This window comes from Acinetobacter harbinensis, from assembly GCF_000816495.1.
Taxonomy (GTDB): Bacteria; Pseudomonadota; Gammaproteobacteria; order Pseudomonadales; family Moraxellaceae; genus Acinetobacter; species Acinetobacter harbinensis.
Window position 1 is genome coordinate 1,223,991 of record NZ_JXBK01000001.1, and the last position, 24,553, is coordinate 1,248,543.

At 41.6% G+C, this 24,553-nt stretch carries 13 protein-coding genes and 2 pseudogenes; 13 read left to right on the forward strand and 2 right to left on the reverse strand.

What is annotated here, in order from left to right:
• Nucleotides 1–23 precede the first annotated feature (23 nt).
• The 7 genes from SE27_RS05705 (at nucleotide 24) to SE27_RS05735 (ending at nucleotide 12,564) form a co-directional block, all read left to right on the forward strand.
• Nucleotides 24–602 (forward strand): TerD family protein, encoded by a 579-nt coding sequence (locus tag SE27_RS05705; protein ID WP_039621629.1) that lies wholly within the window; start codon nucleotides 24–26, stop codon nucleotides 600–602.
• A gap of 107 nt (nucleotides 603–709) precedes the next feature.
• Nucleotides 710–2,005 (forward strand): vWA domain-containing protein, encoded by a 1,296-nt coding sequence (locus SE27_RS05710; protein ID WP_039621630.1) that lies wholly within the window; start codon nucleotides 710–712, stop codon nucleotides 2,003–2,005.
• 2 nt (nucleotides 2,006–2,007) lie between these two features.
• Entirely contained in the window at nucleotides 2,008–2,730 is a 723-nt protein-coding gene (locus tag SE27_RS05715) for a TIGR00266 family protein (RefSeq protein WP_039621632.1), read from the forward strand.
• 12 nt (nucleotides 2,731–2,742) lie between these two features.
• The gene (locus SE27_RS05720) at nucleotides 2,743–3,327 is read left to right on the forward strand and encodes a TerD family protein (protein WP_039621634.1); all 585 of its coding nucleotides are present in this window, start codon (nucleotides 2,743–2,745) and stop codon (nucleotides 3,325–3,327) included.
• 251 nt (nucleotides 3,328–3,578) lie between these two features.
• Entirely contained in the window at nucleotides 3,579–7,121 is a 3,543-nt protein-coding gene (locus tag SE27_RS05725) for a type VI secretion system Vgr family protein (RefSeq protein ID WP_039621636.1), read from the forward strand.
• Between the two features lie 71 nt (nucleotides 7,122–7,192).
• Nucleotides 7,193–12,106 (forward strand): RHS repeat-associated core domain-containing protein, encoded by a 4,914-nt coding sequence (locus SE27_RS05730; RefSeq protein WP_039621638.1) that lies wholly within the window; start codon nucleotides 7,193–7,195, stop codon nucleotides 12,104–12,106.
• A gap of 2 nt (nucleotides 12,107–12,108) precedes the next feature.
• Complete coding sequence (locus SE27_RS05735) at nucleotides 12,109–12,564, forward strand: hypothetical protein (RefSeq protein WP_039621640.1); 456 nt, start codon at nucleotides 12,109–12,111, stop codon at nucleotides 12,562–12,564.
• A 37-nt stretch (nucleotides 12,565–12,601) separates the two neighbouring features.
• On the opposite strand, the pseudogene SE27_RS13630 reads toward SE27_RS05735, so the two are convergent.
• Both SE27_RS13630 and SE27_RS05745 read right to left on the reverse strand, forming a co-directional pair.
• Nucleotides 12,602–13,339, reverse strand: a pseudogene (locus SE27_RS13630) (IS1 family transposase).
• A gap of 145 nt (nucleotides 13,340–13,484) precedes the next feature.
• A complete protein-coding gene (locus SE27_RS05745) occupies nucleotides 13,485–15,683 on the reverse strand; it encodes an OsmC domain/YcaO domain-containing protein (RefSeq protein WP_039621642.1) in 2,199 nt (732 codons plus the stop codon).
• 167 nt (nucleotides 15,684–15,850) lie between these two features.
• Here SE27_RS05745 and SE27_RS14245 point away from each other — a divergent pair.
• From SE27_RS14245 to SE27_RS05775, 6 genes and pseudogenes are all read left to right on the forward strand, one after another.
• Nucleotides 15,851–16,206 (forward strand): annotated as a pseudogene (locus SE27_RS14245) (oxidoreductase C-terminal domain-containing protein).
• A gap of 324 nt (nucleotides 16,207–16,530) precedes the next feature.
• On the forward strand, nucleotides 16,531–18,258 hold the full coding sequence (gene kdpA / locus SE27_RS05755) for a potassium-transporting ATPase subunit KdpA (RefSeq protein WP_039621646.1): 1,728 nt from the start codon (nucleotides 16,531–16,533) through the stop codon (nucleotides 18,256–18,258).
• Nucleotides 18,259–18,270: 12 nt separating this feature from the next.
• The gene (gene kdpB, locus SE27_RS05760) at nucleotides 18,271–20,298 is read left to right on the forward strand and encodes a potassium-transporting ATPase subunit KdpB (RefSeq protein ID WP_039621647.1); all 2,028 of its coding nucleotides are present in this window, start codon (nucleotides 18,271–18,273) and stop codon (nucleotides 20,296–20,298) included.
• Nucleotides 20,299–20,308: 10 nt separating this feature from the next.
• A complete protein-coding gene (kdpC, locus tag SE27_RS05765) occupies nucleotides 20,309–20,914 on the forward strand; it encodes a potassium-transporting ATPase subunit KdpC (RefSeq protein WP_039621648.1) in 606 nt (201 codons plus the stop codon).
• Nucleotides 20,915–21,114: 200 nt separating this feature from the next.
• Complete coding sequence (locus tag SE27_RS05770; protein WP_039621649.1) at nucleotides 21,115–23,796, forward strand: sensor histidine kinase; 2,682 nt, start codon at nucleotides 21,115–21,117, stop codon at nucleotides 23,794–23,796.
• A 12-nt stretch (nucleotides 23,797–23,808) separates the two neighbouring features.
• A complete protein-coding gene (locus SE27_RS05775) occupies nucleotides 23,809–24,513 on the forward strand; it encodes a response regulator (RefSeq protein WP_039621650.1) in 705 nt (234 codons plus the stop codon).
• The last annotated feature ends 40 nt before the right edge of the window (nucleotides 24,514–24,553 follow it).

Below are 24,553 nucleotides of genomic sequence, written 5' to 3' on the forward strand. Positions count from 1 at the left end.
CAACTGAATAAGGAATATAAAACATGGCGATTAATCTTTCTAAAGGTGGCAACATCAACCTATCTAAAACTGCACCGACCATGAACAAAGTCGATTTAGGTTTGGGCTGGAATCCACGCGCCACCGACGGTAAAGCCTTCGATTTAGATGCAGTGGCATTTTTAACGGGTGAAGACGGTAAAGTACGTTTAGATGGCGAATTTATTTTCTTTAACCAAAAAACTTCACCATGTGGTTCAGTCAATCACAATGGCGATAACCGTACTGGCGATGGCGATGGCGATGATGAAACCATCTCGGTTGATCTGTCTAAAGTGCCGCAAGAAGTGGCTAAAATCGTTTTTGCCGTGACCATTCATGAAGGTCAGCAAAATGGTCAAAACTTCGGTATGGTCGATAAAGCCTATATCCGTGTGATTAACCAAGATGCCAATGCAGAAGAATTGGCGCGTTTTGATTTGTCTGAAGATGGCAGCACCGAAACTGCAATGATTTTCGGTGAATTATATCGTCATAACGGTGAGTGGAAATTTAAAGCCGTGGGTCAAGGCTTTAACGGTGGTTTAGGCGCTTTAGCAGCAAGCTACGGTGTGGCTGTTTAAGCTTAGAATTGAAGTACTAAAAGAGTAATCTTTTAGTACTTGAAAGGGAGGCGTCTAAAATTTGGTTTAGATAGAATCCTTTTCAAGTACTAAAATAGAGAATACCCATGCAATTGGTGTCGGGACAAAAAATAGCACTGCATTCACTGCTTCAGAATGCCGAAAAATTTTCTTTAATCGTTCGTATTAATGCGCCCTTTGCTGTCGATGTTTCAAGTTTTGGGATCGACTCAAATGATCGGCTTTTCCATGACGATTATATGACCTTTTATAATCAACCACAGACGCCCAATGCAGAAGTGCACTATCGTCAATCCGCCGATGAGCATGTATTCAGTTTTGATTTAAGCAAAATAAATCCCGCCCAAACCGTGCGATTTGTGCTGTGTGCTAGTATTGCTGATGAGCAGGCCAGCATGCAGAATATGCAAAATGGACAGGTGCAATTGCTGAATCAGCACGGGAAAATCTTGGCGACGTATGCGCTGCAAGTTGCTGCTTTTAGCCAAGAGAAAGCGCTGATGCTGGCGGAGATTTATTTTAAAAATAATCTATGGCGCCTTGCTGCAATTGGGCAAGGTTTTAATGGTGGATTAAAAGCCTTGGTGCAATATTTTGGTGCTGAGGTTGCGCAAGATCAATCCTCAATACCATCCACACCTGTTTCAACATTGGATTTAAAGAAAAAAGTAGTTTTAGATAAAGTCGAAAAAGCAGCACCTTATTTAATGGATTTGACCAAAAAATCACTGCTGAGTTTAGAAAAGCACAATTTGCTCAATGTTAAAGCTCGTGTGGCGTTAATACTGGATTATTCTGGGTCGATGTCGCAACAATATAAACGCGGTGATGTACAAAAAGTCATCGAGCGTATTATGCCTTTGGCACTCAATTTTGATGATGATGGCTGTTTTGAATGTTGGGCATTTGCAGAAAAAGCCTTGCGTTTACCAGATGTAAATTTAGAGAATTTAGCAGATTATATCAGCTCGAAAAAAACTGGCTATAAAACGTGGAAGGCCGGTGCAGGCTATAACAATGAGCCCGCTGTTTTAGCAGCAGTCCTAGATTATTTTATCAAACAAAGCCCATCGACCTTACCAGTTTATATTATTTTTATCTCGGATGGGGGCGTGTCAGAAGCCGGAAAAATTAAAAAAATCTTGCAAGCGGCATCTTCACAACCAATATTTTGGCAATTTGTCGGCATTGGCGGTCGTAATTATGGGCTGTTAGAGAAACTCGATACGATGGAGGGGCGTGTGGTCGATAATTGTAATTTTTTTCAAATCGATCATATTGACAGTATGTCGGAAGCAACTTTATATGATTTGTTGCTGCAAGAATTTCCAATTTGGCTCAAAGAAGCCACGCATAAAAATATTTTAAGAGGATCGGTATAGTCATGGCTGAATTTAACTTGGTGGGTAGTCCAGAACCTTTTTTACATGTCAGTATGAAACAAGGTGAATCGATTTATTGCGAATCCGATGCCATGGTGATGGTAGAGCAAAACCTTGAAGTGAGCGGTAAATTGCGTGGCGGAATTTTCCAAGCCTTTATGCGTAAATTTACCTCGGGTGAATCGTTATTTCAGCAACAAATTAAAGCCAGTCGCGGTGCCGGTGAATGTTTGTTATCGCCCAATTTAGATGGCGATATGCAAATTCTGGAAGTAGGCCAGCGTCAGTATATTTTATCCGATGGCTCTTTTGTGGCCGCAACCGAGCAAACCGTGATTAAAGCCAAAGTGCAAAGTAATATTGGTGGGGCTTTATTTGGGGGTACGGGTGGTTTTGTGGTGATGGAAACCGGTGGGCAGGGTCAAGTCTGTATTTCCGGTAGCGGCACTTTGTTGGAGCTGGATATTACGCCAGAGCAAGGCGAGGTCACCATTGATAACGGCCACGTCACGGCATGGGATGCCTCTTTAAATTATAATATTGGTATTCCCAATTCAGGCACTGGCGGCTTTGTCGGGAATATCTTCAATAGTTTTACAAGTGGTGAAGGGTTGGTGATTAAGTTTCGCGGACACGGCAAAGTGATTGTTTGTTCGCGTAATCGTGCCAGTTATTTACAATGGTTAGCGACTGCTTTAGGTCGTGGTGGTTCAAATTCAAACTGAGGGAAATGAGAGATGGGCATTAGTTTAGTTAAAGGGCAGAAAATTTCGCTAGAAAAGAGTGATGGTTCATCTTTAAGCAAAATCTTCTTGGGTGCCGGCTGGGATGTTGCAAAAAAAGGCGGTTTATTTGGCATGTTTGGCGGCGGTGACGGCTCTATCGATCTAGATGCATCAGCGATTCTCTTTGATGAGAACAACAACGTGGTTGATAATGTTTGGTTTGCTCAATTGAAAAGCCGTGACGGCAGTATCCAGCACTCTGGTGATAACCGTACTGGTGATGGTGATGGTGATGATGAAGCCATTCATGTTGATTTGACGAAAGTTCCCAGCCAAGTAAAATCGATTGTATTTACCATTAGTAGCTTCCGCGGACAAACCTTTGCCAAAGTTGAAAATGCCTACTGCCGCTTGGTGGATGCAACCAGTAATACTGAAATTGCAAAATATAATTTATCCGCTAAAGGTGATTTTACTGCCTTAATTATTGCCAAAGTATACCGCCATAATGGCGCATGGAAAATGTCAGCCTTGGGTGAAGCCTGTAATGGTAAAACCATTCAGGAAATGATTCCGGCGATTTTACCGGTGTTATAAAAGTGTAAGAGTGCAATACATAAAGCCTGATGAATGCATGGTTTGTTTCATCAGGCTTTTTAATCAGCATGAGTTGCTATTAGGCTTTATTTTGATCGAGTATTTTTGTGCGTTAGGTCAATCAATAGCGCATAAATGGCTTCTATTTTGCTTGAATAACGATTTGCTACAGAGCCATAGTGGCTGCGCCCTAGACGAAGATGCGCTTTATTTGTAGAATACGCCGCAGTGTATAACTACTAAAAGAACGCATGATTAACAATATTTATTCTGCATTAGAACAACTTGGGTTGACCGCACACAAACGTGCGCTGCATATACAATTTTCAAACGCATCCTTAAATGCACAGCTGTTCCTGCAACGCGTTGAGGGTCAGCATGCGCTCAATCAAGGTTTAAGCGCCACGCTGATCTGTTTATCGACCAATCCCTTCATTGCATTAAAACAATTTATTGGCAGCCAAGTTGCGGTGGATAGTGTCACCGATCAAGGCACGCTCAGTCGCATGAGCGGCATCATCACCCAAGCCGATATCGGCGCCAGTGATGGCGCTTTGACAATTTATCGCTTGACCTTAGAAGACCCGAGCAGTTTATTTAAACAGCGCCGCAATTCCCGCGTCTTTATGAATAAATCTGTGGTCGATGTGGTCGATCTGTTATTTCGTGAATGGCAGGACAAAAGCCCCTTATTGGCTGCCAGTTTAAGTTTAGATCACAGTGGACTTACCCAAGACTACGATATTCGTCCCTTTATCATGCAGGCCGCTGAAAGTGATTTTGACTTTATCACCCGACTGCTGCGCAGTGAAGGCATCAACTGGCTGATTGATGAAGCTGAGCTGACGGTTGCGGATGCATCGGCGCAGATTCAAGCGCAGAAACTTCGCCTGATTGATGACAATAACCAATATTCAGCCTTAGCGCGTCGAAACATTCGTTTTCATCGCAGCAGCGCCAGCGAACAAAGCGACAGCATCACCAGTTTGATCGGGCAACGTGTCTTACAACCCAGTGCAGTGCATGTACAGCGTTGGCAAGCCGATGTCTTAGAGACTGAAGAAGGTTCCGGCAGTGTACACAGCACACACAGCCAAAGTGAGCACTTCGACAATGCCAGTTTGGGCTTAGAGCAAGCTTGGCATTTCTCACCGGCTTGGATGCAAGACCTCAATGGCGAGGATGGCGCCACTGCCTCGGGTAATCATCAAATTGAAACATTGAATCAACACCTCAGCCATTACTACGCCTTACAAGCCAAACAGTTTATTGCCAATTCCACGGTACGTGATACGCAAGTCGGTTATTGGTTTGAACTGAATGAACATCCGGAAATAGATCAACATACGGGTGCGGACAAAGAATTTCTGATCACCAGCAAAACCTTTTACAACCAAAACAATCTGCCCAAAGACGTAACTGAGCAAGTCAATCAACTGCTTGCGCAAAGCCATTGGCAGCATCAACGTCAGAGCAGCAGTACTTCTATCGCTAGCATCACATCACAACAGAGCGATGAACGTCAAGGCAATTGCTTAACCTTACAACGTCGCAGCATCCACACTGTGCCCGAATACCATCCACTACAGCATCGCCCTGCGGCGACGCCGCAACGTGCCAAAGTGGTCGGTCCAAGTGGTGAAGAAATTCACGTCGATGCCTGGGGCCGGATTAAAGTCCGCTTCTTGTTTACCCGTAGCGATGATCATGCACATGATGGTGGCGCCGGTGCCAACGATAATGACACCGACTCGGCTTGGGTAGATGTGCTGACTCCGTGGGCCGGTGAAGGCTATGGCGCACGCTTCTTACCACGTGTAGATGAAATTGTGGTGATTGATTTCTTTGATGGCAATATTGACCGGCCGTTTGTGCTGGGACGTATTCATGAGGCACAGCGCTCACCGACCCAGTTCGATGCCAAAGGTCAACTACCCGAGACGAAAAAACTGGCCGGCATTCGCTCTAAAGAAATCGGCGGAGCGGGCTATAACCAACTCAGATTCGATGACAGCACAGGCCAAATCAGCAGCCAATTACAAAGCAGCCATGCTGCCAGCCAATTAAACTTGGGCAATCTCAGTCATCCCAAAGAGAGCCAGACCAGTGATGGGCGCGGTGAAGGCTTTGAACTGCGCACGGATCAATGGGGAGCACTACGTGCCGGCCAAGGCTTATTACTGTCGACTTATAAACAAGCGCAAGCCCAAGGCCAGCATTTGGATGCTGAAGTGGCGAAAAAACAGCTGGAAGGCAGTGAAAGTCATGCCAAAAGCTTAAGTGATATAGCCAAGAACCAACACACCGATGAGATTGAATCGGTTGAACAACTAAAAGCATTTGCACAGCAGATTGAACAAGATATGGCAAAGTTTAAAAAAGCCATGCTACTGCTAAATTCACCGGAAGGCATTGGATTAAGTACCGCTGAAGATATTCATTTATCCGCGGATGGGCAAATTAATCACATTGCAGGCGATAGTATTAATCTGAGCACACAAAAGAATTTAATCGCACATGCACAAAGTAAGATTAGTTTATTTGCAGCCCAAGAGGGCGCGCGATTGTATGCCGGTAAGGGTAAAGTAGAGATTCAAGCGCAAAGTGATGGTGCAGATTTAATTGCACGTAAAGGCATTCAAATTATTTCAACCGAAGACCGCATTGAAATCACCAGTCCTAAAGAAATTGTACTGACTGCAGGTGGTTCTCAGTTAAAAATTAATAGCTCAGGCATATTCCCAAAGACTGGTGGGAAGTTTGAGGTCAAGGCAGGGCAGCATGTTTTTACACCAGGTGCAAGTATCAGTAAATCCATGCAATTACCTGAGGCTAAACCGCTGAAAGGTGCTTTAGAATTATTAAAAAGTTATGGCGGACAAGATTTCTTTAAACAAACGGGTTTTAAAGTTTTGGATTCGTTGGGCAAACAAGTTACTGGAAAATTAGATGGAAATGGTTTTGCGGCCATTACCGGTATTGCTCCAGGACCTGCAAAAGTTGAGTTTGAAAAAGATTTACGAAGTGCATGGGATCAAGGCAGTCATTTTGTCGCTCGTGATTACACGTGGACGGATCAAGTGGTGAATAGCGCAGCGGGATTTGCGCAAAATGCATTAACTTCATTGGGACAAAATATGATGTCTCAACTTAAAAATAATTTATTTTCCTTAAATGGCGATAGCTTAAAAAATATAGGTAAAAATGCTTTACAAGATTTAGGTCAGCAAACCTTTGGACAGCTTAAAGAGCAGGCCACCAATCGTGCATTGGGTGGTATTTCATCCCAGTTAAATCTGAATTTATCGCCGCAACAATTGATGAGTGTTGGCCAAATGGTCAGCAATCCAAATCAGTCGGTTAAAGCTATCCAAGAACAAGGAATTGATTTTTTTAAGGATCAAGCCTCGGCCATGTTGCAAAAAGGTAACAGCTCTTCATCCATGCCAGTTTCTAATACTTTTGTTGATAAAAACTCTCCAGTGGTCGTGACAGATAATTTTATTGATCAAAAATATTATCAATCGAGTAGCTTAACTTATACAGAAACTACGCGTGCTAGGTCTTCAAAAAACACGCCCGTATTTCAAACAGCAAGTAGCAGCAGTACAGACGCTAATTCTTCATTACAGAAAGCGAAAATCACTGAAAAACCAATCGGTACAGTGCCGGTCAATGAGCATTTTATTAGCCAAAGTATTTATGAAACTCGAAATTTAACTATTAAAGAAACTACACGTGAAGTATCACAGGATAATAATCCAGCTTTGAGTGCACGTAATACGCCTAAATAGATATTGGCTGAATACGTATTATGGCAATTGAATAAAACAGTAAAAAATAAATTTAAAGGTTTGAATCTTAAATGACGACAGTAAGTACACAACAACAAAGTTCAACAGAACAATTTAATCAAAACCAGCCATCTGCAGTAGAGCTGGCGGTTTTTAATTTAAGTAGTGTTACCCATTTAGCCGATCATCAAATTATTGCGCATCAAGTTCAAAAATACTTACAAGTCTGTGGGAATACCAGTCTTCAACAGCTACAAAGTGCTGCCAGTGTTGTAACGATAGCTAATATTTTTGCATTAACAGGGAGCGTTTTAGACTTACTTTTATTTGCCACTGAACAAAAAAAGGCAGATGCAGGTATTCAGCAAGCGGCTTTATTGAGTATGAATCTAATTGGACTGTGTGCAGAACCAAATCATGAAGCACATGCGCGGATCGCTTTACGTCCCATGCTGGGTTTAATGGCTCAGTGTTTATATCCAGTCGACGGTAAAATTAAAAATAGTGATATTCGGCGTTTAGAATTACATTTAAATGCCATGATTGCAGGGGATTTAGAGCAATTCTTAAAAGAGACTCAAGCTAAACTTGCGACATTACTTTCGGAGGCAAGCACTTTAGGCATCACTATTTTAAAAAGCTTTGCCGCGTCTGCACCAACTACAGTGCCAATAGTCGCTCTCTCTGCTGGAGCCACTGCGGAAAAACGTGACCCTAAAGAAAATTTTCTAAATTGGGCTACACCGCTAATTGATTTGATTGCTGCACCTGCGCAAGCAGATATGAGCTCTAAGTTAACGCCACAAGCCAATTCCAGATTACAAACAGAAGTTACTCAAGCGTTAACGGTATTGGCAACGACTATTCAACAGCAGGCCAATGCAGGACAAAAATATACACTGGCTTGGTTACTACAAGAAACATTAAAAGCACTTAAATCACAAGCGAATAAAGCCAATGCCAGTGTTCCTGCCAACCAAACGGGTGAACATGAGCAGCATCTTCAAGGGGATATTCTAGAGTTTGTCACATTACAGGCCGATGCTTTAAAGGCGCCGCCTTGTGAAGGCGCTGATTCTCAATCCGGAAGAAGTATTAGCTACTCAATTGGTGCAGAACGAGTAAATCATGCAGATTTCTACTTACCTAAAGTAGATTTTGCATTTAGTCGGCAATACAACTCACAAATGAATGAATTTGACCAGAGTATGATGGGCGCACGTTGGATGATGCCATTTTCTAATCTAATCATCCAAAATAAAAATGGTTACTTATTTATTGATGGAAAAGGGCGAAAGCATCAATTACCCGCATCTATTCTTAATGAGGCTTATCAAGTACCTTATGAAGGTTTTATGATTCAACCGCTTCAAAACAGCGACTTAATGTTAAATTTTGGAGGAGACTGGAATTTTCAATTTCATAGCTTTAATGCTGGAAAGCACTACCATTTGATTCAGCAATTTAATGGTCAAACCAATGAAAAAGTTGTTCTGAGCTATTTATTATTTGAACAATTTGCATATCTACAAGCAGTTGATTTTAAATTGAAGCGTGGCAAAAATAGTCTTAAATTTGCCTTTAATGATCAAGCCAAAATTATTGCAGCCTTTGTCGATGAACAACCACAGCCTTTGGCACGTTATGAATATGATTTACAGGGCAACTTGATTCAAGCGATTGACCAAAATGGGCATACACGTCGTTATGAATATAACAATGCACATCAATTAACCCGTTATACCGATCGTACTGGACGTGGGCAAAATGTTCGCTATGAGTCGATTGAACCGAAAGCCAAAGCCATTGCAGAGTGGGCCGATGATGGCAGTTTTAAAACCCGTTTAGAATGGCATCCGCGTCTGCGCCAAGTGGCGGTGTATGATGCTTATGATGTTCCGACCTATTATTATTTTGACCTTGATGGTTTTACTTATCGTACGCGTTTGGCCGATGGACGAGAGTCATGGTTATCGCGTGACAGTCAAAAACGCATTACTCGACAAATTGATTTTGCAGGTTTTGAAACAGAGCAAGTTTATAATGATCAAGATCAATTAATTAAAATCATCCAACCGAATGGTGGAATCATTCGTTTTGCTTATGATGATCAAGGTAACTTAACTGAAACTAAAGATCCTGAAGGCAATATCTGGAAAAAAGAATATGACACTAAGGGTAATGTTATTAAAGAAATTAATCCGTTGGGTCATATTACGCAGTATAAATATAACAATGATAATCAAATTATTGAAGTGATTGATGCTAAAGGTGGCTCTAAAAAGCTGCAATATAACGATTTGGGGCAAATGATTGCGTATACCGATTGTTCAGGCAAAAGCAGTGCTTGGCATTATGATGAAGCAGGTACATTAATAGCTAAAGGCTCTGCTGATACTCAACAGGTTCGATATATTTACAGTACTCAAGGTCAAGACCAAGGGCAACTCCAAGCCGTTATTTATCCTGATGGATTAAAAGAACAATTTGAATATGATGAAGAAGGGCGTTTGCTAAAGCATACCGATACTAAGGGATTGAATACTGAGTATCAATACAATGCAGTTGGCTTGCTTGAAAAACGAATAGATGCCAATCAGCACCAAATTGGTTATCAGTGGGATAAACAAGGTCGCATTGAAAAACTCATCAATCAAAATCATGCAGAATACCGATTCGATTATAATCGTTATGGGCAACTTATCCGAGAGCAGGCTTTTGATGGTGAAGAAAAGCATTTTAGTTACGGCGATAACGGGCAACTGTTACAAATTCGTCAACCGAATATTTTAACTAAATTTGCTTATCATACGGGTGGAAAAATTGCCTCAAAGACCTATACCCATCTACAAACACAGCATAGCCAAACCGAAGTCTTTGAATACAATTTAAATAATCAATTGAGTAAGGTGAGTAATTCAGAAAGCCAAATTGATTTTTATCGAAATCAATTGGGGCAATTAGTACGAGAACACCAACACTATAAATTAGCGCATCTCACGCCACTGACTGCAGTGCTGCGTTATGAATATGATGAGCTGGGAAATCTTACCCAAACGATTCGACCAGATGGGCAAGTACAAAGCAATCTAAGTTATGGCTCAGGGCATACCTATGCGGTAGCATTTAATCAACACGACCTTGTGGCGTTTAAGCGTGACGATTTGCACCGTGAAACTGCACGAATGCTGGCCAATGGTTTAATTCAAACCAAGAATTATAATAATGTAGGTTTACTTGTTTCTCAATTGATTCATCCAGAACAACAAACATTTGACCGAGTACAACTGCAAGCCGAACGTCACTATAAATACGACAAAAACTATTTACTGACGCAAGTTAATGACAGTCGTTTGGGTAAGTTGCATTATCAATATGATTCGATTGGACGTTTAATTAAAACTCAAATGCCACATAAAGTAGAGAGTTTTAGTTTTGACCCTGCAGGAAATTTGATTGATTCTAGTGCTACGCAAGAATCATACGTAAAAAATAATCTAATTAAGAGCTATCAAGGCAAACAGTATAAATACGATGCTCAAGGAAACATGATTGAAATCAGTCAGGCAGATAAAACCCTTAAACTAACGTGGGATAACTTAAATCGACTGATCCAAAGTAATCATAATGGTCAAATTACTGACTATGGTTATGATGTTTTTGGACGTCGCCTATTTAAGAAAAATCATCAAGAAAATAGTTTAACGCTGTTTGGTTGGGATGGTGATTTGATGATTTGGGAATCGATGAAATTAAATAAAGTACAAGAAAGTTATACTAAACATTATGTGTATGAACCGAATAGCTTTGTGCCCTTATTACAAACAGGCTATACAGATTTTATCCAACTAATTAAAACACCGAATTACGAACAATTTAAAACTGAAGCTTATTCTATAAAAAAAGATCCAGTGTGGCGAACGGATACACGGAAAAATAAAGCAGAATTAGAATACGTTACATTTTATCATTGTGATCAAGTTGGTACTCCGCAGACCCTGAGTAATGAGTTAGGCGAGTGTGTTTGGGAAATTAAACAGGATACGTGGGGCATAGCTCTAGAAATAAAAGCAAGTGATAACTTGCTTGAACAAACGAATTTGCGCTTTCAAGGTCAGTATTATGACGATGAAACGGGGTTACATTATAACCGCTATCGTTATTATGAGCCATCTAGTGCGCGGTATTTGAGTAAAGACCCGATTGGGTTATTTGGTGGGCTTAATAATTCAAGTTATGTAAGTGATCCAAATCAGTGGGTTGATTCGATGGGGTTAATGGCTGAAGATAAGAAATTTCCTGATGTTAAAAAATTAAGAGAAGATAATATAGAATTTCAACAGAAAACTTACGAAAAAATTAAATCAGAAAGTGTATATGGAGAAATTAATAGTAATGTTGAAAAAATTAAAAAAACGCATAAGAATGTTGTTGAGCGTCAAGCATCACAATTTTCTAGTCGAAGTATTCAACAGAGTAAAAAGATAGAATATTCTTGGGGAGAAGAAGATCCAAGAAGAAGAGGGTGTCAATGTAAGGTATACGACTATCTTGCTTGTAGTGGTAGCCTATTAGGACAGAACGTAACTCTAGTAAAAAATTTATGGGGAAATGAACAAGAGGGATGGTATATATCAGGCTCTAAATCTGCTCTAATAACTCAAACAAAAACCCCTCCTAAAAGTATTAAAGATATGGTTGGAGCAAGTTGTGCTGCTGGAATTATACATAATTTAGATAAAGTTGAAGTTAAAAGATATGGTATGAAGCGTATAACTCATGAGTTTTTAAATGGGGCTTCTGCCTCCGTTGGTGCTGTTTTCGGACCGGGTATTGGTATTGGTGCTAACTATGTAGTTCCCATGGTTGATAAGAAGAGTATGGTATATGGGGCTAAATCAGCTGAAGTAGTGGTCGGAACAGTAGGATATAATATTGATGTAGGTATCACTAAGAAACTTTCAAGAGAAAATTACGGGGATTAATAATGAAAAATTTTATCTTAATATCGTCACTACTGTTAATCGGTTGTTCTTCAAATAATAAGAATTATGATAAATCTGATAGTGAAAAAAATAAATATTTTACTAAGCAAGCTGAATTATTTTTTGGTAACATTTTAGAAAATAAAATGAGTTTTTCATCTTATAGCTCGGATGATGTTTCTTATACTATTAACCCTAATCATTTTGATCCTAATATTATTTTAAATGATAGCAAAAAAATGCTTGCGACTAATGGATGGTATTTTTATAAAAAATACAATCAGAGCTATATTTTTTGTAAAGGAAGTGATCAATTAGAAATAATTCCTCCTAGGAGTAAAGTTGGTAATAAGATAATTATGGAGGGATCTAGTGGTATGCAATTAGAGAGCGAGTGGAATATTCTCTTCGCACATCCTAAAAACTCAACATGGTTTGAATGTAATAAAGATAATTAATAGATCTCTCTTGCGGAAATAAAAAATTGGGTAGTGCTCAAATTCGACGTGTTATCCACTTATCTTTCATGTCTTGATTGTATTGCAGTAAAAATATATACAAGACAGCTTCATGATTTTCTTTCTTCTTCGAAAAGCTTAATGTTTTCCGTGTAAAACGTCCTAAGCGATTCCTTAATGTGGCATTGAATCGCTCAACATGGTTGGTTAAACCTGTATGTTTACCCACAGAACGATGATTATCAGGATCAAATACCTCAGCATAACTTGATCAATAATCACTACATGTTGCTAAATTAAAATAGGCTGTAGGGATACCGCAACGTAAATCTGTGCATGCTTTATCATTGCGTTGACCACATACATAAGCGACGACCTGACGTGTACGACGGCATAGTGCAATCCAAGTCCAAACCTTATGACGACGCGTTTTTACAAAGCTCCAGAGTTCATCCAATTCGAGTACATCTGTAGGATCAGCATCCAGTAATTCGTCACTGAGTTTTCTTATTTTTACTTTTTTTATCCAGCCCATGAGTGTTTCAGGCGCAACACCAAATAAGCGCTGCATGCCTCTTAAACTGCCTCGTTCAAGATAAGTATGGATGATGAGTTCTTTTTGCTCTTCTGTGTATTTGATTTTAGGTTTGAGCACACTTGATCGACCACAGTCTTTACATCTGAACTGCGCATTCCCACTTTTATTGTGCCCATTCTTATAGATATTCGCTGATTGGCAACGGGTACATACGTAGCTTATCGTTTCTATGATCATTTTTAGGGTCTAATACTCAGATATTTCCGTTTTTATTATAGATTAAAACACGTTGTTTTTGGGCATTACCAAATAATGAAATCCTGCTAAGCAACAGGAGTAATCAAAAAATTTCTGATTACTCCTGTCTAAATCAAAACTAACTTTATAAAGCCACAGCCTTAGCACGTGCCGTATGTAATTTTTTATAGCTGTCAATCAAACGTTGATGTCTATCTAAGCCTTCTAATTTCATACTGGTCGGGGTTAAACCAAAGAAGCGTACCGAACCTTCTACAGATCCCATTACTGCATCCATTCGTTCATCCCCAAACATGCGGCGGAAATTAACCAAATAATGGTCGAGTTCCAGTTCATCATCTAATAACACTTCTAACACCACATTCATGCATTGATAAAACAAACCACGCTCAACGGTGTTGGTGTTGTACTGCAAGAAAGTCTCGACCAGTTCTTTGGCTTCTTCAAATTGCTTTAAGGCAAGACAAATCAGTAGCTTTAACTCTAAAATAGTGAGCTGCCCCCACACAGTATTGTCATCAAATTCAATGCCGATTAAGGTTTTGATCTCAGTATAATCGTCTGAGTCACAGTCCTCTAAACGCTCAAGCAGTGCTTCAAGTTCTGCATCTTCTAAACGATGTAGATTCAAAATGTCTTCACGGAATAACAAAGCTTTATTGGTGTTATCCCAAATTAAATCTTCCACCAGATAAACTTCTGAATAATCTGGTACCAAAATCCGGCAGGCGGTTGCACCCAAATGTTCATAGACAGCCATGTAGGCTTCTTTGCCCATACCTTCAAGAATTGCAAACAGTGCCGCGGCTTCCTCAGAGTTGGAGTGTTCACCTTGAACAGAGAAATCCCACTCTACAAATTCATAATCAGACTCTGAGCTAAAGAAGCGCCAAGATACGACGCCACTAGAGTCAATAAAGTGTTCAACTGCATTGTTCGGTTCTGTGACGGCATTACTGCTAAAAGTAGGCTGTGGTAAATCATTCAAGCCTTCAAAACTACGACCTTGCAATAATTCAGTCAGACTACGCTCTAATGCCACTTCTAATTTTGGATGTGCACCGAAAGAGGCAAACACACCACCAGTACGCGGGTTCATTAAAGTTACACACATGACAGGATACTGACCGCCCAAGGAAGCATCTTTGACCAAGACTGGAAAGCCTTGCTCTTGTAAGGCTTGGATACCGGCCAAAATGCTTGGGTATTTTGCCAGAACTTCTTGCGGTACATCGGGCAGTGTCATTTCGCCTTCAATAATTTCACGCTTCACGGCACGCTCAAAAATTTCGGATAAACATTGCACTTGTGCTTCGGCTAAGGTGTTACCGGCACTCATACCGTTACTGAGGAAAAGATTTTCCACCAAGTTCGATGGGAAATACACCACTTCACCATCGGATTGGCGTACATACGGCAGCGAACAGATGCCGCGTGCGATATTACCGGAGTTGGTGTCGTATAAATGCGAGCCGAGCAATTCATCATCTGGGTTATAAATTTCTAAGCAATATTCATCCAAAATTTCTGTTGGTAGCGCATCGTTAGCACCCGGTTTAAACCATTTCTCATTTGGATAATGCACAAAGTCAGCCTGAGCAATCTCTTGACCCCAAAACTGATCATTATAGAAAAAGTTACAGTTTAAACGCTCAATGAATTCACCCAGCGCCGATGCCAAGGCACTTTCTTTGGTCGAGCCTTTACCGTTGGTAAAGCACATCGGTGAGTGTGCATCACGAATATGTAGTGACCAAACATTGGGTACGATATTGCGCCATGAGGCAATCTCAATTTTCATGCCCAAGTTGGCTAAAATTTCTGACATATTGGCGATGGTCTGTTCTAACGGCAGATCTTTACCCACAATATGCGTGCTGCTTTGTGCTGCTAAACTTGGCATCAGTAAGGCTTGAGCATCGGCATCGATACTTTCCACTTGCTCAATGACAAACTCCGGTCCAGTTTGTACCACTTTTTTCACGGTACAACGTTCAATCGAACGTAAAATACCTTGGCGGTCTTTGTCCGAAATATCGGCAGGGAGTTCGACCTGAATTTTAAAAATTTGGTTATAACGATTTTCAGGATCAACGATATTATTTTGTGATAGACGAATATTATCGGTTGAAATATTGCGGGTTGAGCAGTACAACTTGACAAAATAAGCGGCACACAGCGCGGATGAAGCCAGAAAATAATCGAACGGTCCCGGCGCTGAACCATCACCTTTGTAGCGAATCGGTTGATCGGCCACCACTGTGAAGTCATCAAACTTGGCTTCTAGCCGAAGATTATCGAGAAAATTGACTTTGATTTCCATGCTGGCACCTAACTATTTTAGCGATGTACGATAGTACAGAATTATTTTAAGGAATTGACGAATTTTGTCTGTCTTTCAGGCCTTTTTATTCAAGATTATTAAAACAACAACGATTTGCTGGGTGATTTTGATTGAATGCTAAGACAATCTTATTTTTGTTGATGGTGATGCAGTCGCTTGCCAATGCCAATGAGCAGGTAAAAGTGGCGGCAACATCAATCTGTGGACTAAACAGAGCATATAAAAGTCTAGCGTGGTTTTGGTCTGATCAAGATGATTTAACGTTGCCAATTGCGGGTCTAAGCCAAGGTTATGATCAGCTGATGATTCGCGGCGATCATCATGTAGGACAGCTTTTTATTTTAAAAATGACCAATTAATTGCTGCTGATTGTGTTAATCGTCCACAAGAGTTCATGCTCAGTAAAAAAGTAATTAGCGAAAAAATCGCTATTCACATCACTCAACTGATAGATGAATCAGTTTCCATAAAAGACATGTTGCAGCGTTTATCACCTCGTTAAAATACAGCACGTGTTTGACATCATTATGCGAAAGATTTTGAGTCTTTATTCAAGCGGTAAATAGATCAACCGTAATATCCGCATTGATTGAGTTTAATCTGAATTTTTACGCTAATTTTACGCGCTCAGTCATTTCATCAATAGAAAGTTTACGCGGTTCTTTTTCATACTAAGACTCGAAATATCTTCGATGTTTAGGATGGAAAAGATGGATGCTAAATCGATAGCTCATCAACAGCGACAAGGCTGTATTAAGACCTTAGAACAGAATAACTTTAAAAACATCACAAGGCTTAATGCAGTTTTATATCAAGGAGCACAGTCATGTTAGAGCTGGTGCTACTTTTACTGATCGTCACGATTTTGGCTTTCCTGTTGGGGAAATACCTTGCCGCGATTATGCAAAATAAGGTGATGAAAATTGATCCACTGTTTAATTGGATTGAAAAACCGATCTATGCTGTTTTAGGCACCCATCCTCAGCAGGGCATGCAGGTTAAGACTTATATCTTCAGTTTCGTTTTTAGCTGTTTGAGTATTGGTTTTGTGGTCTGGGCTTTATTCATGCTACAAGCATATTTGCCGCTTAATCCCAATCATGCACCCAATATGTCATGGGATTTGGCCCTGCACAGCATGATTTCATTTTTGACCAATACCAATCAACAGCATTATTCCGGTCAGGCGCAACTGTCTTATTTATCTCAAATGGTTGGGATTGTCGGCCTGCAAATCATCACCCCGATGATGGGATTGGCGATGGTGGTGGCAACTGTACGCGCTTTATTCTTTAAGCCGGCTGTTACTCCAATAGAAGCATCTGCTGTTGATGAAAGTTTTAATGAAAAAATAAAAACCATTAATGTCGGCAATTACTGGGCCGATGTGATTCGTCCAACGTTTCGTTTCTTGTTACCACTGTGTGTGGTCTGGGCGCTATTTTTAAATAGCCAAGGGGTACCTGCTACTTTTAAAGGTGGGCCTGAGGTTCAAGTACTGGATCAGACATCGACACTCAGCACGCAAAAAATTCCACTCGGTCCTGTGGCACCGATGGTGGCGATTAAGCAATTGGGCAGTAATGGCGGCGGTTGGTATGGCCCAAACAGTAGTGTGCCTTTAGAAAATCCAACGCCGTTGTCTAATTTTATGGAAATGTTGGCGATTTTACTGATTCCCATCTCCGTTATTTTTATGTTGGGCTTCTTTACCAAACGACCTAAATTTGCCGCTTTTGTGTTTGCTTCAATGTTATTGATGTCGGTGATGTCAGCATCGAGTGCCATTTGGTCGGAAAGTCTATCCGCCAGTGCCACGCAAATCTCTGTTATGGAAGGTAAAGAGATGCGCTTTGGCGAATCTTCTTCTGCGCTATGGGCGGCCATGACCACGCAGGTCAATAATGGCTCAGTCAATATGATGCATGATTCTGCCGCACCATTGACTGGACTAGTTGCGTTATCAAACATGTTGATCAATTCAATTTGGGGTGGGATTGGCTGTGGTTTACAGCAATTCATTATCTATTTGTTTTTAGCGGTATTTATTGCCGGTCTCATGACGGGGCGTACACCGGAGCTTTTTGGTCGAAAAATTGAAGCAGGCGAAATTAAATTATTGGCGGTGGTGATTTTAATTCAACCCATTGTGATTTTAAGTCTGACCGCAATCACTTTGTTTTTGCCACAATTAACCGGCAACAGTAATCCTGCCTATCATGGGATTTCTCAGGTGTTATATGAGTATGTGTCGGCCTTTGCCAACAATGGTTCTGGTTTTGAAGGACTGGCAGATAACACGCTGTGGTGGAATCTAAGTTGTAGTCTTGCCTTATTGTTGGGACGTTTCCCGACCTTAATTATTCCGCTGATTATTGCCACACGTTTGGCGGCTAAACGTCAGGCACCCGAGAGTAACGGGAGTCTAAAAGTTGAAACGCCGACCTTTGCGTTAACCCTGATTGCCATTGTGGTGATGTTGACCTTGTTGCAATTTCTGCCGGTCTTGGTCTTGGGCCCAATTGCTGATCATTTGTTATTGGCACAAGGTTAAGGAGTAAAATATATGAATCATTCTATATCTGCTACGCAAAATAGCTCGACATGGTTTCAAGCTGAAGCTTGGAAAAATGCCTGTATTAAATTGCTTCCACAACATGCCATGAAAAATCCGGTCATGGCAATTGTCTGGCTCGGGACACTGATCACTTTTATCAGTACTGTATTGGGTAAAGCCAGTTTAGTGTTTGGCTTAATGGTGACGTTCATTTTGTTGATGACGGTACTCTTTGCCAACTATGCCGAAGCCATTGCCGAAGCCAAAGGTCGCGGTCAAGCATTATCGCTGAGACAGGCGCGGCAGAACCTGACTGCACGACGGATACTCAGTTTACAAGATACTGAGGGCACAGAAATTTCAGCCTCAGCTTTACAACGTAACGATTTAATTGAAGTTCGAGCCGGCGAGTTAATTCCCTCCGATGGTGAAATTGTGTATGGCTTTGCCACCATCAATGAGGCCGCAGTCACCGGCGAATCCGCACCAGTCCTTCGTGAAGCAGGCACGGATCGCTCCGGCGTGATTGGTGGTACCAAAGTATTGACCGATCGAATTATTGTGCAAGTGACGGCCGAAGTCGGACATAGCTTTTTAGACCGCATGATTGCTTTGGTGGAAGGCTCGAGTCGCCAGAAAACGCCAAATGAAATTGCACTGGGCATTTTACTGACCGTGATGACCGTGACCTTTATTATTGTGGTCATTAGTTTGCCGATTATGGCGCATTTTTTAAATATTGCGCTCAATCCAATTCTGTTGGTGGCCTTGTTGGTGTGTCTGATTCCCACCACCATTGGTGGCTTGCTGCCCGCGATTGGCATTGCGGGAATGAACCGCGCGTTAAAAGCCAACATTATTGCCAAATCAGGTAAAGCCGTTGAAATTGCCGGTGATATTGATGTTTTGTTATTAGATAAGACCGGTACCATTACCTATGGCGACCGTCAGGCCACTGCTTTTTATGCACTGGCTGGTGTTGCTGACCCAGAACTACGTCAAGCCGCACTATTGACTTCGTTGGCAGATCCGACACCCGAAGGGAAATCCATCGTTGCGCTGGCAAAAGAACAGGGAGAGAAAATTCAAGAGCCGGAGCAGGCGGAGTTTATTGCTTTTAATGCCTCAAGTCGTATTTCGGGTGTGGACTTAGCCCATGGTCAACATATTCGTAAAGGTGCGCTAGATGCCATCTTAAAATTTACTTCACAGGATATTTCCCAACATAGCGAATTAAAAACGCGGGTGGAACAGGTGGCCTCTAAAGGTGCGACACCGTTGGTGGTGGCGCGCGGTCAAAACATCTTGGGTGTGATTGAACTGTCTGATGTGGTTAAGCCGGGGATAAAAGAAAAATTTGCACGCTTACGTGAAATGGGCATTAAAACGGTGATGGTGACCGGTGATAATCCATTGACCGCCGCGGCCATTGCTGCTGAAGCCGGAGTAGATGATTACATCGCTGAAGCGCGACCGGAAGATAAATTAAACTGTATTCGTGCGGAACAAAATAAAGGGCATTTGGTGGCGATGGTGGGTGATGGCACCAATGATGCGCCCGCACTGGCGCAAGCCGATATTGGCCTTGTCATGAACTCCGGCACCCAAGCCGCCAAAGAAGCCGGCAATATGGTGGACTTGGATTCTGATCCTACTAAATTATTGGCAGTGGTTGAAATTGGTAAACAGCAATTAATTACGCGCGGTGCGTTAACCACATTTTCCTTGGCCAATGATATTTCAAAATATTTTGCCATCTTACCGGCGCTTTTCGTCTCAGCTATTCCGCAAATGAGCGTGCTCAATGTTATGCATTTACACAGTTCTGAAAGCGCCATTCTTTCAGCCCTGATTTTTAATGCGATGATTATTCCGCTGCTGATTCCGATTGCGCTGCGCGGCGTAAAATTTAAACCCTCAACATCGACCCAATTATTGCGTCGTAACATGTTGATTTATGGTTTGGGCGGTGTGCTGTTGCCTTTTGTGGCCATTAAAGCAATTGATTTAATCATTAGCCCAATATTGATGTGGTAAGGAGCTGAACATGAATACAGTAGATACCGCTGAGTTAATCGCGCCATCTTACCCATCGCTTATGCGCGCATCACTTGGACTGACGCTCATCAGTTTAGGCTTGTGCGGCTTTTTATATAGCGCGGCGGCCACAGGATTTGGGCAGCTTTTATTTCCACAGCAGGCCAATGGCAGTCTAATTGAAAGGGATGGCCAAGTTTTGGGTTCAAGTTTAGTCGGACAGCCCTTTCATGCAGCGCAATATTTCCAAGGGCGACCTTCTGCTGCCAATTATGATCCGATGCTGATGGCCGGCAGTAATTTGGCCAGAACCAATCCCGCGTTGAGCAAAATGATTGAGCAACGAATCGTGGCGATTGAAGATCAAGATCAGGTTAAGCGTCATCAAATTCCCAGTGATTTGGTTACCGCCTCCGCCAGTGGAATTGACCCTGAAATCAGCGTGCAATCGGCCATGCTTCAGGTGAAGCGTATTGCAAAACAAAGAACTTTATCTGAGCAACAACTGATTGAGCTGATTCAGCAACACACTACAAAACCGACCTTTGGCTTATTGGGACAACCGCGTATTCATGTGCTGAAGTTAAATTTAGCTTTGGATCAAATCAGCAAATAAGATTCAGCGCATAATAAGGCTTTAATCGTATTTAAAGCCTTATTGAGATAAGTTTCTTTAGACTGATCTTAAGTCAGCTTTAAATGGCTTATGCTGGATTTAAAGCATGAGTTGATCGGGTGTACAGATAACACCTTAGATCAAGTACAGATGCAAATTAATAAAATAAATGAGTCTAGTTCGTATGAAAGATCATCTTTATGACTGAAAATCGAAACAATAAAGCCGATGTTTTACTGCAGCAAGCCAAGCGTTATCAATCGGGACGTTTAACCATCTTTTTAGGCGCAGCACCCGGGGTGGGCAAAACCTACGCCATGTTGGTACGTGCCCGAGATTTATTGCAGCAAGGGCAAAATATTGTTATTGGCTATATTGAAACCCATGGCCGTATAGAAACTGAAAGCTTGCTGGCTGGTTTGCCCATCATTGCACGTAAAAAAATAGCCTATCAGGGGCATACGCTAGAGGAAATGGATCTCGATGCGGTGTTAAAAAGTGCTGCCAAAATGGTTTTGGTGGATGAATTTGCCCATAGCAACGTGCCGGGAAGTCGGCATGAAAAACGATGGCAGGATATTAATGAGCTGCTCGATGCCGGTATCGATGTCTTAACCACAATGAATATTCAGCATTTAGAAAGTTTAAATGATGTGGTCTATCAAATTACCGGTATTCGCGTAAAGGAAACGGTGCCCGATCGGGTGTTTGAACGCATCCGTGACATTCGCCTGATTGATTTACCCGTCAATGAATTGCTGGAGCGGTTAAATCAAGGCAAAATTTATATTCCTGAGCAGGCACAACAAGCCTTACATGGTTTTTTTAATGTCTCTAATCTCAGCGCTTTACGTGAACTGGCTATGCAAACCGTGGCCAGTCATGTCGATAGTGATGTGCGTGAAAATTTTGCTTTACAAGGCCTAACACCCATTCCGTTAAAAAATCATGTCTTGATTATGATTGATGGACAAGGGCAGTCTGAAGCATTGGTGCGAGCAGGTTGTCGTTTGGCAGAAAACCGATTGGCGATGTGGACGGTGGTGGCTTTTTTAGATAAATATCAACAGGATGAAAAATATTCACAACTTATACCCGTCGATACGCAAAGCCGCGAAATAGAACGTGCTTTAAATTTATGTCGGCAACTGGGCGGTAGAACTGAAGTTTTATACGGTCAGCAACATGCCAAAACGCTATCAGAATTTGCCCTTGAACGCGGAATTTCGACCCTGGTGTTGGCACAAACAGCGCAAAAATCTTATTTTTATTCCTTTAAAGCCAGTTTAATTGAACAAATTTTGCAACATTATCCACATTTTGAACTGAGTATTCTGCCCCTTCAAGCAGCCCAACCAACCATTCGAGCAGAGCGTAAAATACATTTTTTACTCAGCGTCAAAGAAGTGATTTTGGTGCTAATGACCAGTATCGTTAGTATCAGCATTGCCAGTTTGGGTGAAAAATATCTGGGCATCGAAGAGCTTTCTGTGGTGTTTATTACCGCGGTGGTTTTCGTCGCCTCCAAAACCCGCATGACAGCCGCGGTCTGTTCTGCACTGATTTTCTTTTTGGCCTATAATTTTTTCTTTATTTCTCCAAAATATACGCTACAAATTTCTGCCCATCAGGGTGTAATTACAGTGTTGGCATTTTTAGCGGCAGCATTGATTGCCAGCCGTTTGGCCTCACGATTACGTGAACAAGTCACTGCGTTAAAAGCCGCCAATAGCTATAACAGCATCATGCAGGATTTAGGGCAGAAACTTTCTAGTGCGGTCAATATCGAGCAAGTTTATGCAATTGCACAACACAGTTTAGAAAAAAATCTTCAAGCACAGGTGCTGCTGTATTTTCCGCATCAAAGTATTATTTTGGATACTGTTCAGCCGATTGAGCTGTCCGATAAAGATAAAATATCGGCTGAATGGGCAATCTCGAATCAACAACCGTGTGGGCGTTTTACGCAAACCTTAACACAGAGTCAGTGGTGGTTTTTGCCACTGTTGGCATCTAGACAATGTCTGGGTGTGATTGGACTGAAATTTAATCATGAGATGAATAAAATACTCAGTGTCGAACAAAAACGCTTGGCTGAAACCATGATTGAATATCTGGCACAGGCCATTTCACGTACCCAACTGACCAAAGCATTAGAAATTGCCAATGTGACCTCAGAAACTGAAAAGTTACGTTCAGCGCTATTGTCCTCGGTATCACATGATTTGCGTTCACCTTTGGCATCCATCATTGGTGCGGCAGAGACCTTAAGTAACTATCGACATGCCATGGATGAAGCCGATCAGAACAGTTTATTAGCAGCCATTCATTTAGAAGGCGAGCGCCTAGACCGTTATATTCAGAATTTATTGGATATGACCCGTTTGGGGCATGAAGGTTTAAGTTTAAAAAGAGACTGGATTGGTGTGGATGAGTTGGTCGGTTCTGCGGTACGCCGTTTAAAGCGTTACTTAGCACAAGTCGATGTAGAGATCTTTATACCGGATGAACCGATCAGTTTATTTGTGCATGCCGCCTTAATTGAACAAGCTATTTTTAATGTGCTGGAAAATGCAGCTAAGTTTTCACCTCAAGATGAAGCAGTTGAAATTGAAGTGAAAAAGCTGAATGATGCGTGCGTACAAATCAGCATTTGTGATCACGGGGTCGGTATACCCGAAGAAGAACGGAATCAAATTTTTGATATGTTTTATACCATGCAACGCGGAGATCGTGGACAGTCGGGCACCGGTTTGGGATTAACCATTGTTAAAGCCATCATTGGCGCACATATGGGACAAATTTCAGCCACAGTAGGACAAGATCAGCGTGGCACCTGTATTCGTATTGTGTTACCGATCCAGCCAATCATCAGCGAATAGAGAACAAAAAAGATGGAGCATTCCACACGATCAAGTAGTGCAGTCAAAGTATTAATTATTGATGATGAAACGCAAATTCGTAAATTTTTAGATATTGCATTACGCGCACAAGGTTATAAAACCTTGTTGGCAGAAACTGGGCAGCAAGGCCTAGAAACGTTGGCATTACATGGGGCTGATTTGGTGGTTTTAGATTTAGGACTGCCGGATTTAGATGGTCTAGAGGTTTTAAAACAACTACGAGAATGGTCTCAAGTACCGGTGATTATTCTTTCAGTTCGCGCAGATGAAACTGAAAAAGTTGCACTGCTGGATGCCGGTGCCAATGATTACGTGACCAAGCCCTTTAGTGTACAAGAATTAATGGCACGGATACGAGTGATGCTGAGAAGTAGCCTTGGACAGACCATCGAATCGGTTATTTTTGATGATGGCATCTTGAAAATAGATTTTGCGCAACGACAGGTTTTTTTAGCCAACGTGCTTTTGTCTTTAACGCGTAAAGAATTTCAATTGTTAATGCTATTGGCGCAGCACCGTGGACAACTGCTGACCCAACCGCATATTTTAAAAGAATTATGGGGGCCGACTCATCAACAAGATACGCATTATTTACGCATATTGGTGGCGAAATTAAGAAATAAGTTAAATGATGATGCCATTCATCCAAAATATATTTCAACTGAGCCAGGGGTCGGCTTAAGATTTTTAGCTTAAGTGTGATTTGTGCATAGACATCAGTCTGAAAGCGTCATGC

What these genes read in the sequence shown, in the direction of transcription:
- kdpC (WP_039621648.1), top strand. Translation starts at nt 20,309, where the DNA reads ATGAATACAGTAGATACCGCTGAGTTAATCGCGCCATCTTACCCATCG.
- kdpB (WP_039621647.1), top strand. Translation starts at nt 18,271, where the DNA reads ATGAATCATTCTATATCTGCTACGCAAAATAGCTCGACATGGTTTCAA.
- SE27_RS05710 (WP_039621630.1), top strand. Translation starts at nt 710, where the DNA reads ATGCAATTGGTGTCGGGACAAAAAATAGCACTGCATTCACTGCTTCAG.
- SE27_RS05770 (WP_039621649.1), top strand. Translation starts at nt 21,115, where the DNA reads ATGACTGAAAATCGAAACAATAAAGCCGATGTTTTACTGCAGCAAGCC.
- SE27_RS05745 (WP_039621642.1), bottom strand. Translation starts at nt 15,683, where the DNA reads ATGGAAATCAAAGTCAATTTTCTCGATAATCTTCGGCTAGAAGCCAAG.
- SE27_RS05725 (WP_039621636.1), top strand. Translation starts at nt 3,579, where the DNA reads ATGATTAACAATATTTATTCTGCATTAGAACAACTTGGGTTGACCGCA.
- SE27_RS05705 (WP_039621629.1), top strand. Translation starts at nt 24, where the DNA reads ATGGCGATTAATCTTTCTAAAGGTGGCAACATCAACCTATCTAAAACT.
- kdpA (WP_039621646.1), top strand. Translation starts at nt 16,531, where the DNA reads ATGTTAGAGCTGGTGCTACTTTTACTGATCGTCACGATTTTGGCTTTC.
- SE27_RS05730 (WP_039621638.1), top strand. Translation starts at nt 7,193, where the DNA reads ATGACGACAGTAAGTACACAACAACAAAGTTCAACAGAACAATTTAAT.
- SE27_RS05775 (WP_039621650.1), top strand. Translation starts at nt 23,809, where the DNA reads ATGGAGCATTCCACACGATCAAGTAGTGCAGTCAAAGTATTAATTATT.
- SE27_RS05720 (WP_039621634.1), top strand. Translation starts at nt 2,743, where the DNA reads ATGGGCATTAGTTTAGTTAAAGGGCAGAAAATTTCGCTAGAAAAGAGT.
- SE27_RS05715 (WP_039621632.1), top strand. Translation starts at nt 2,008, where the DNA reads ATGGCTGAATTTAACTTGGTGGGTAGTCCAGAACCTTTTTTACATGTC.
- SE27_RS05735 (WP_039621640.1), top strand. Translation starts at nt 12,109, where the DNA reads ATGAAAAATTTTATCTTAATATCGTCACTACTGTTAATCGGTTGTTCT.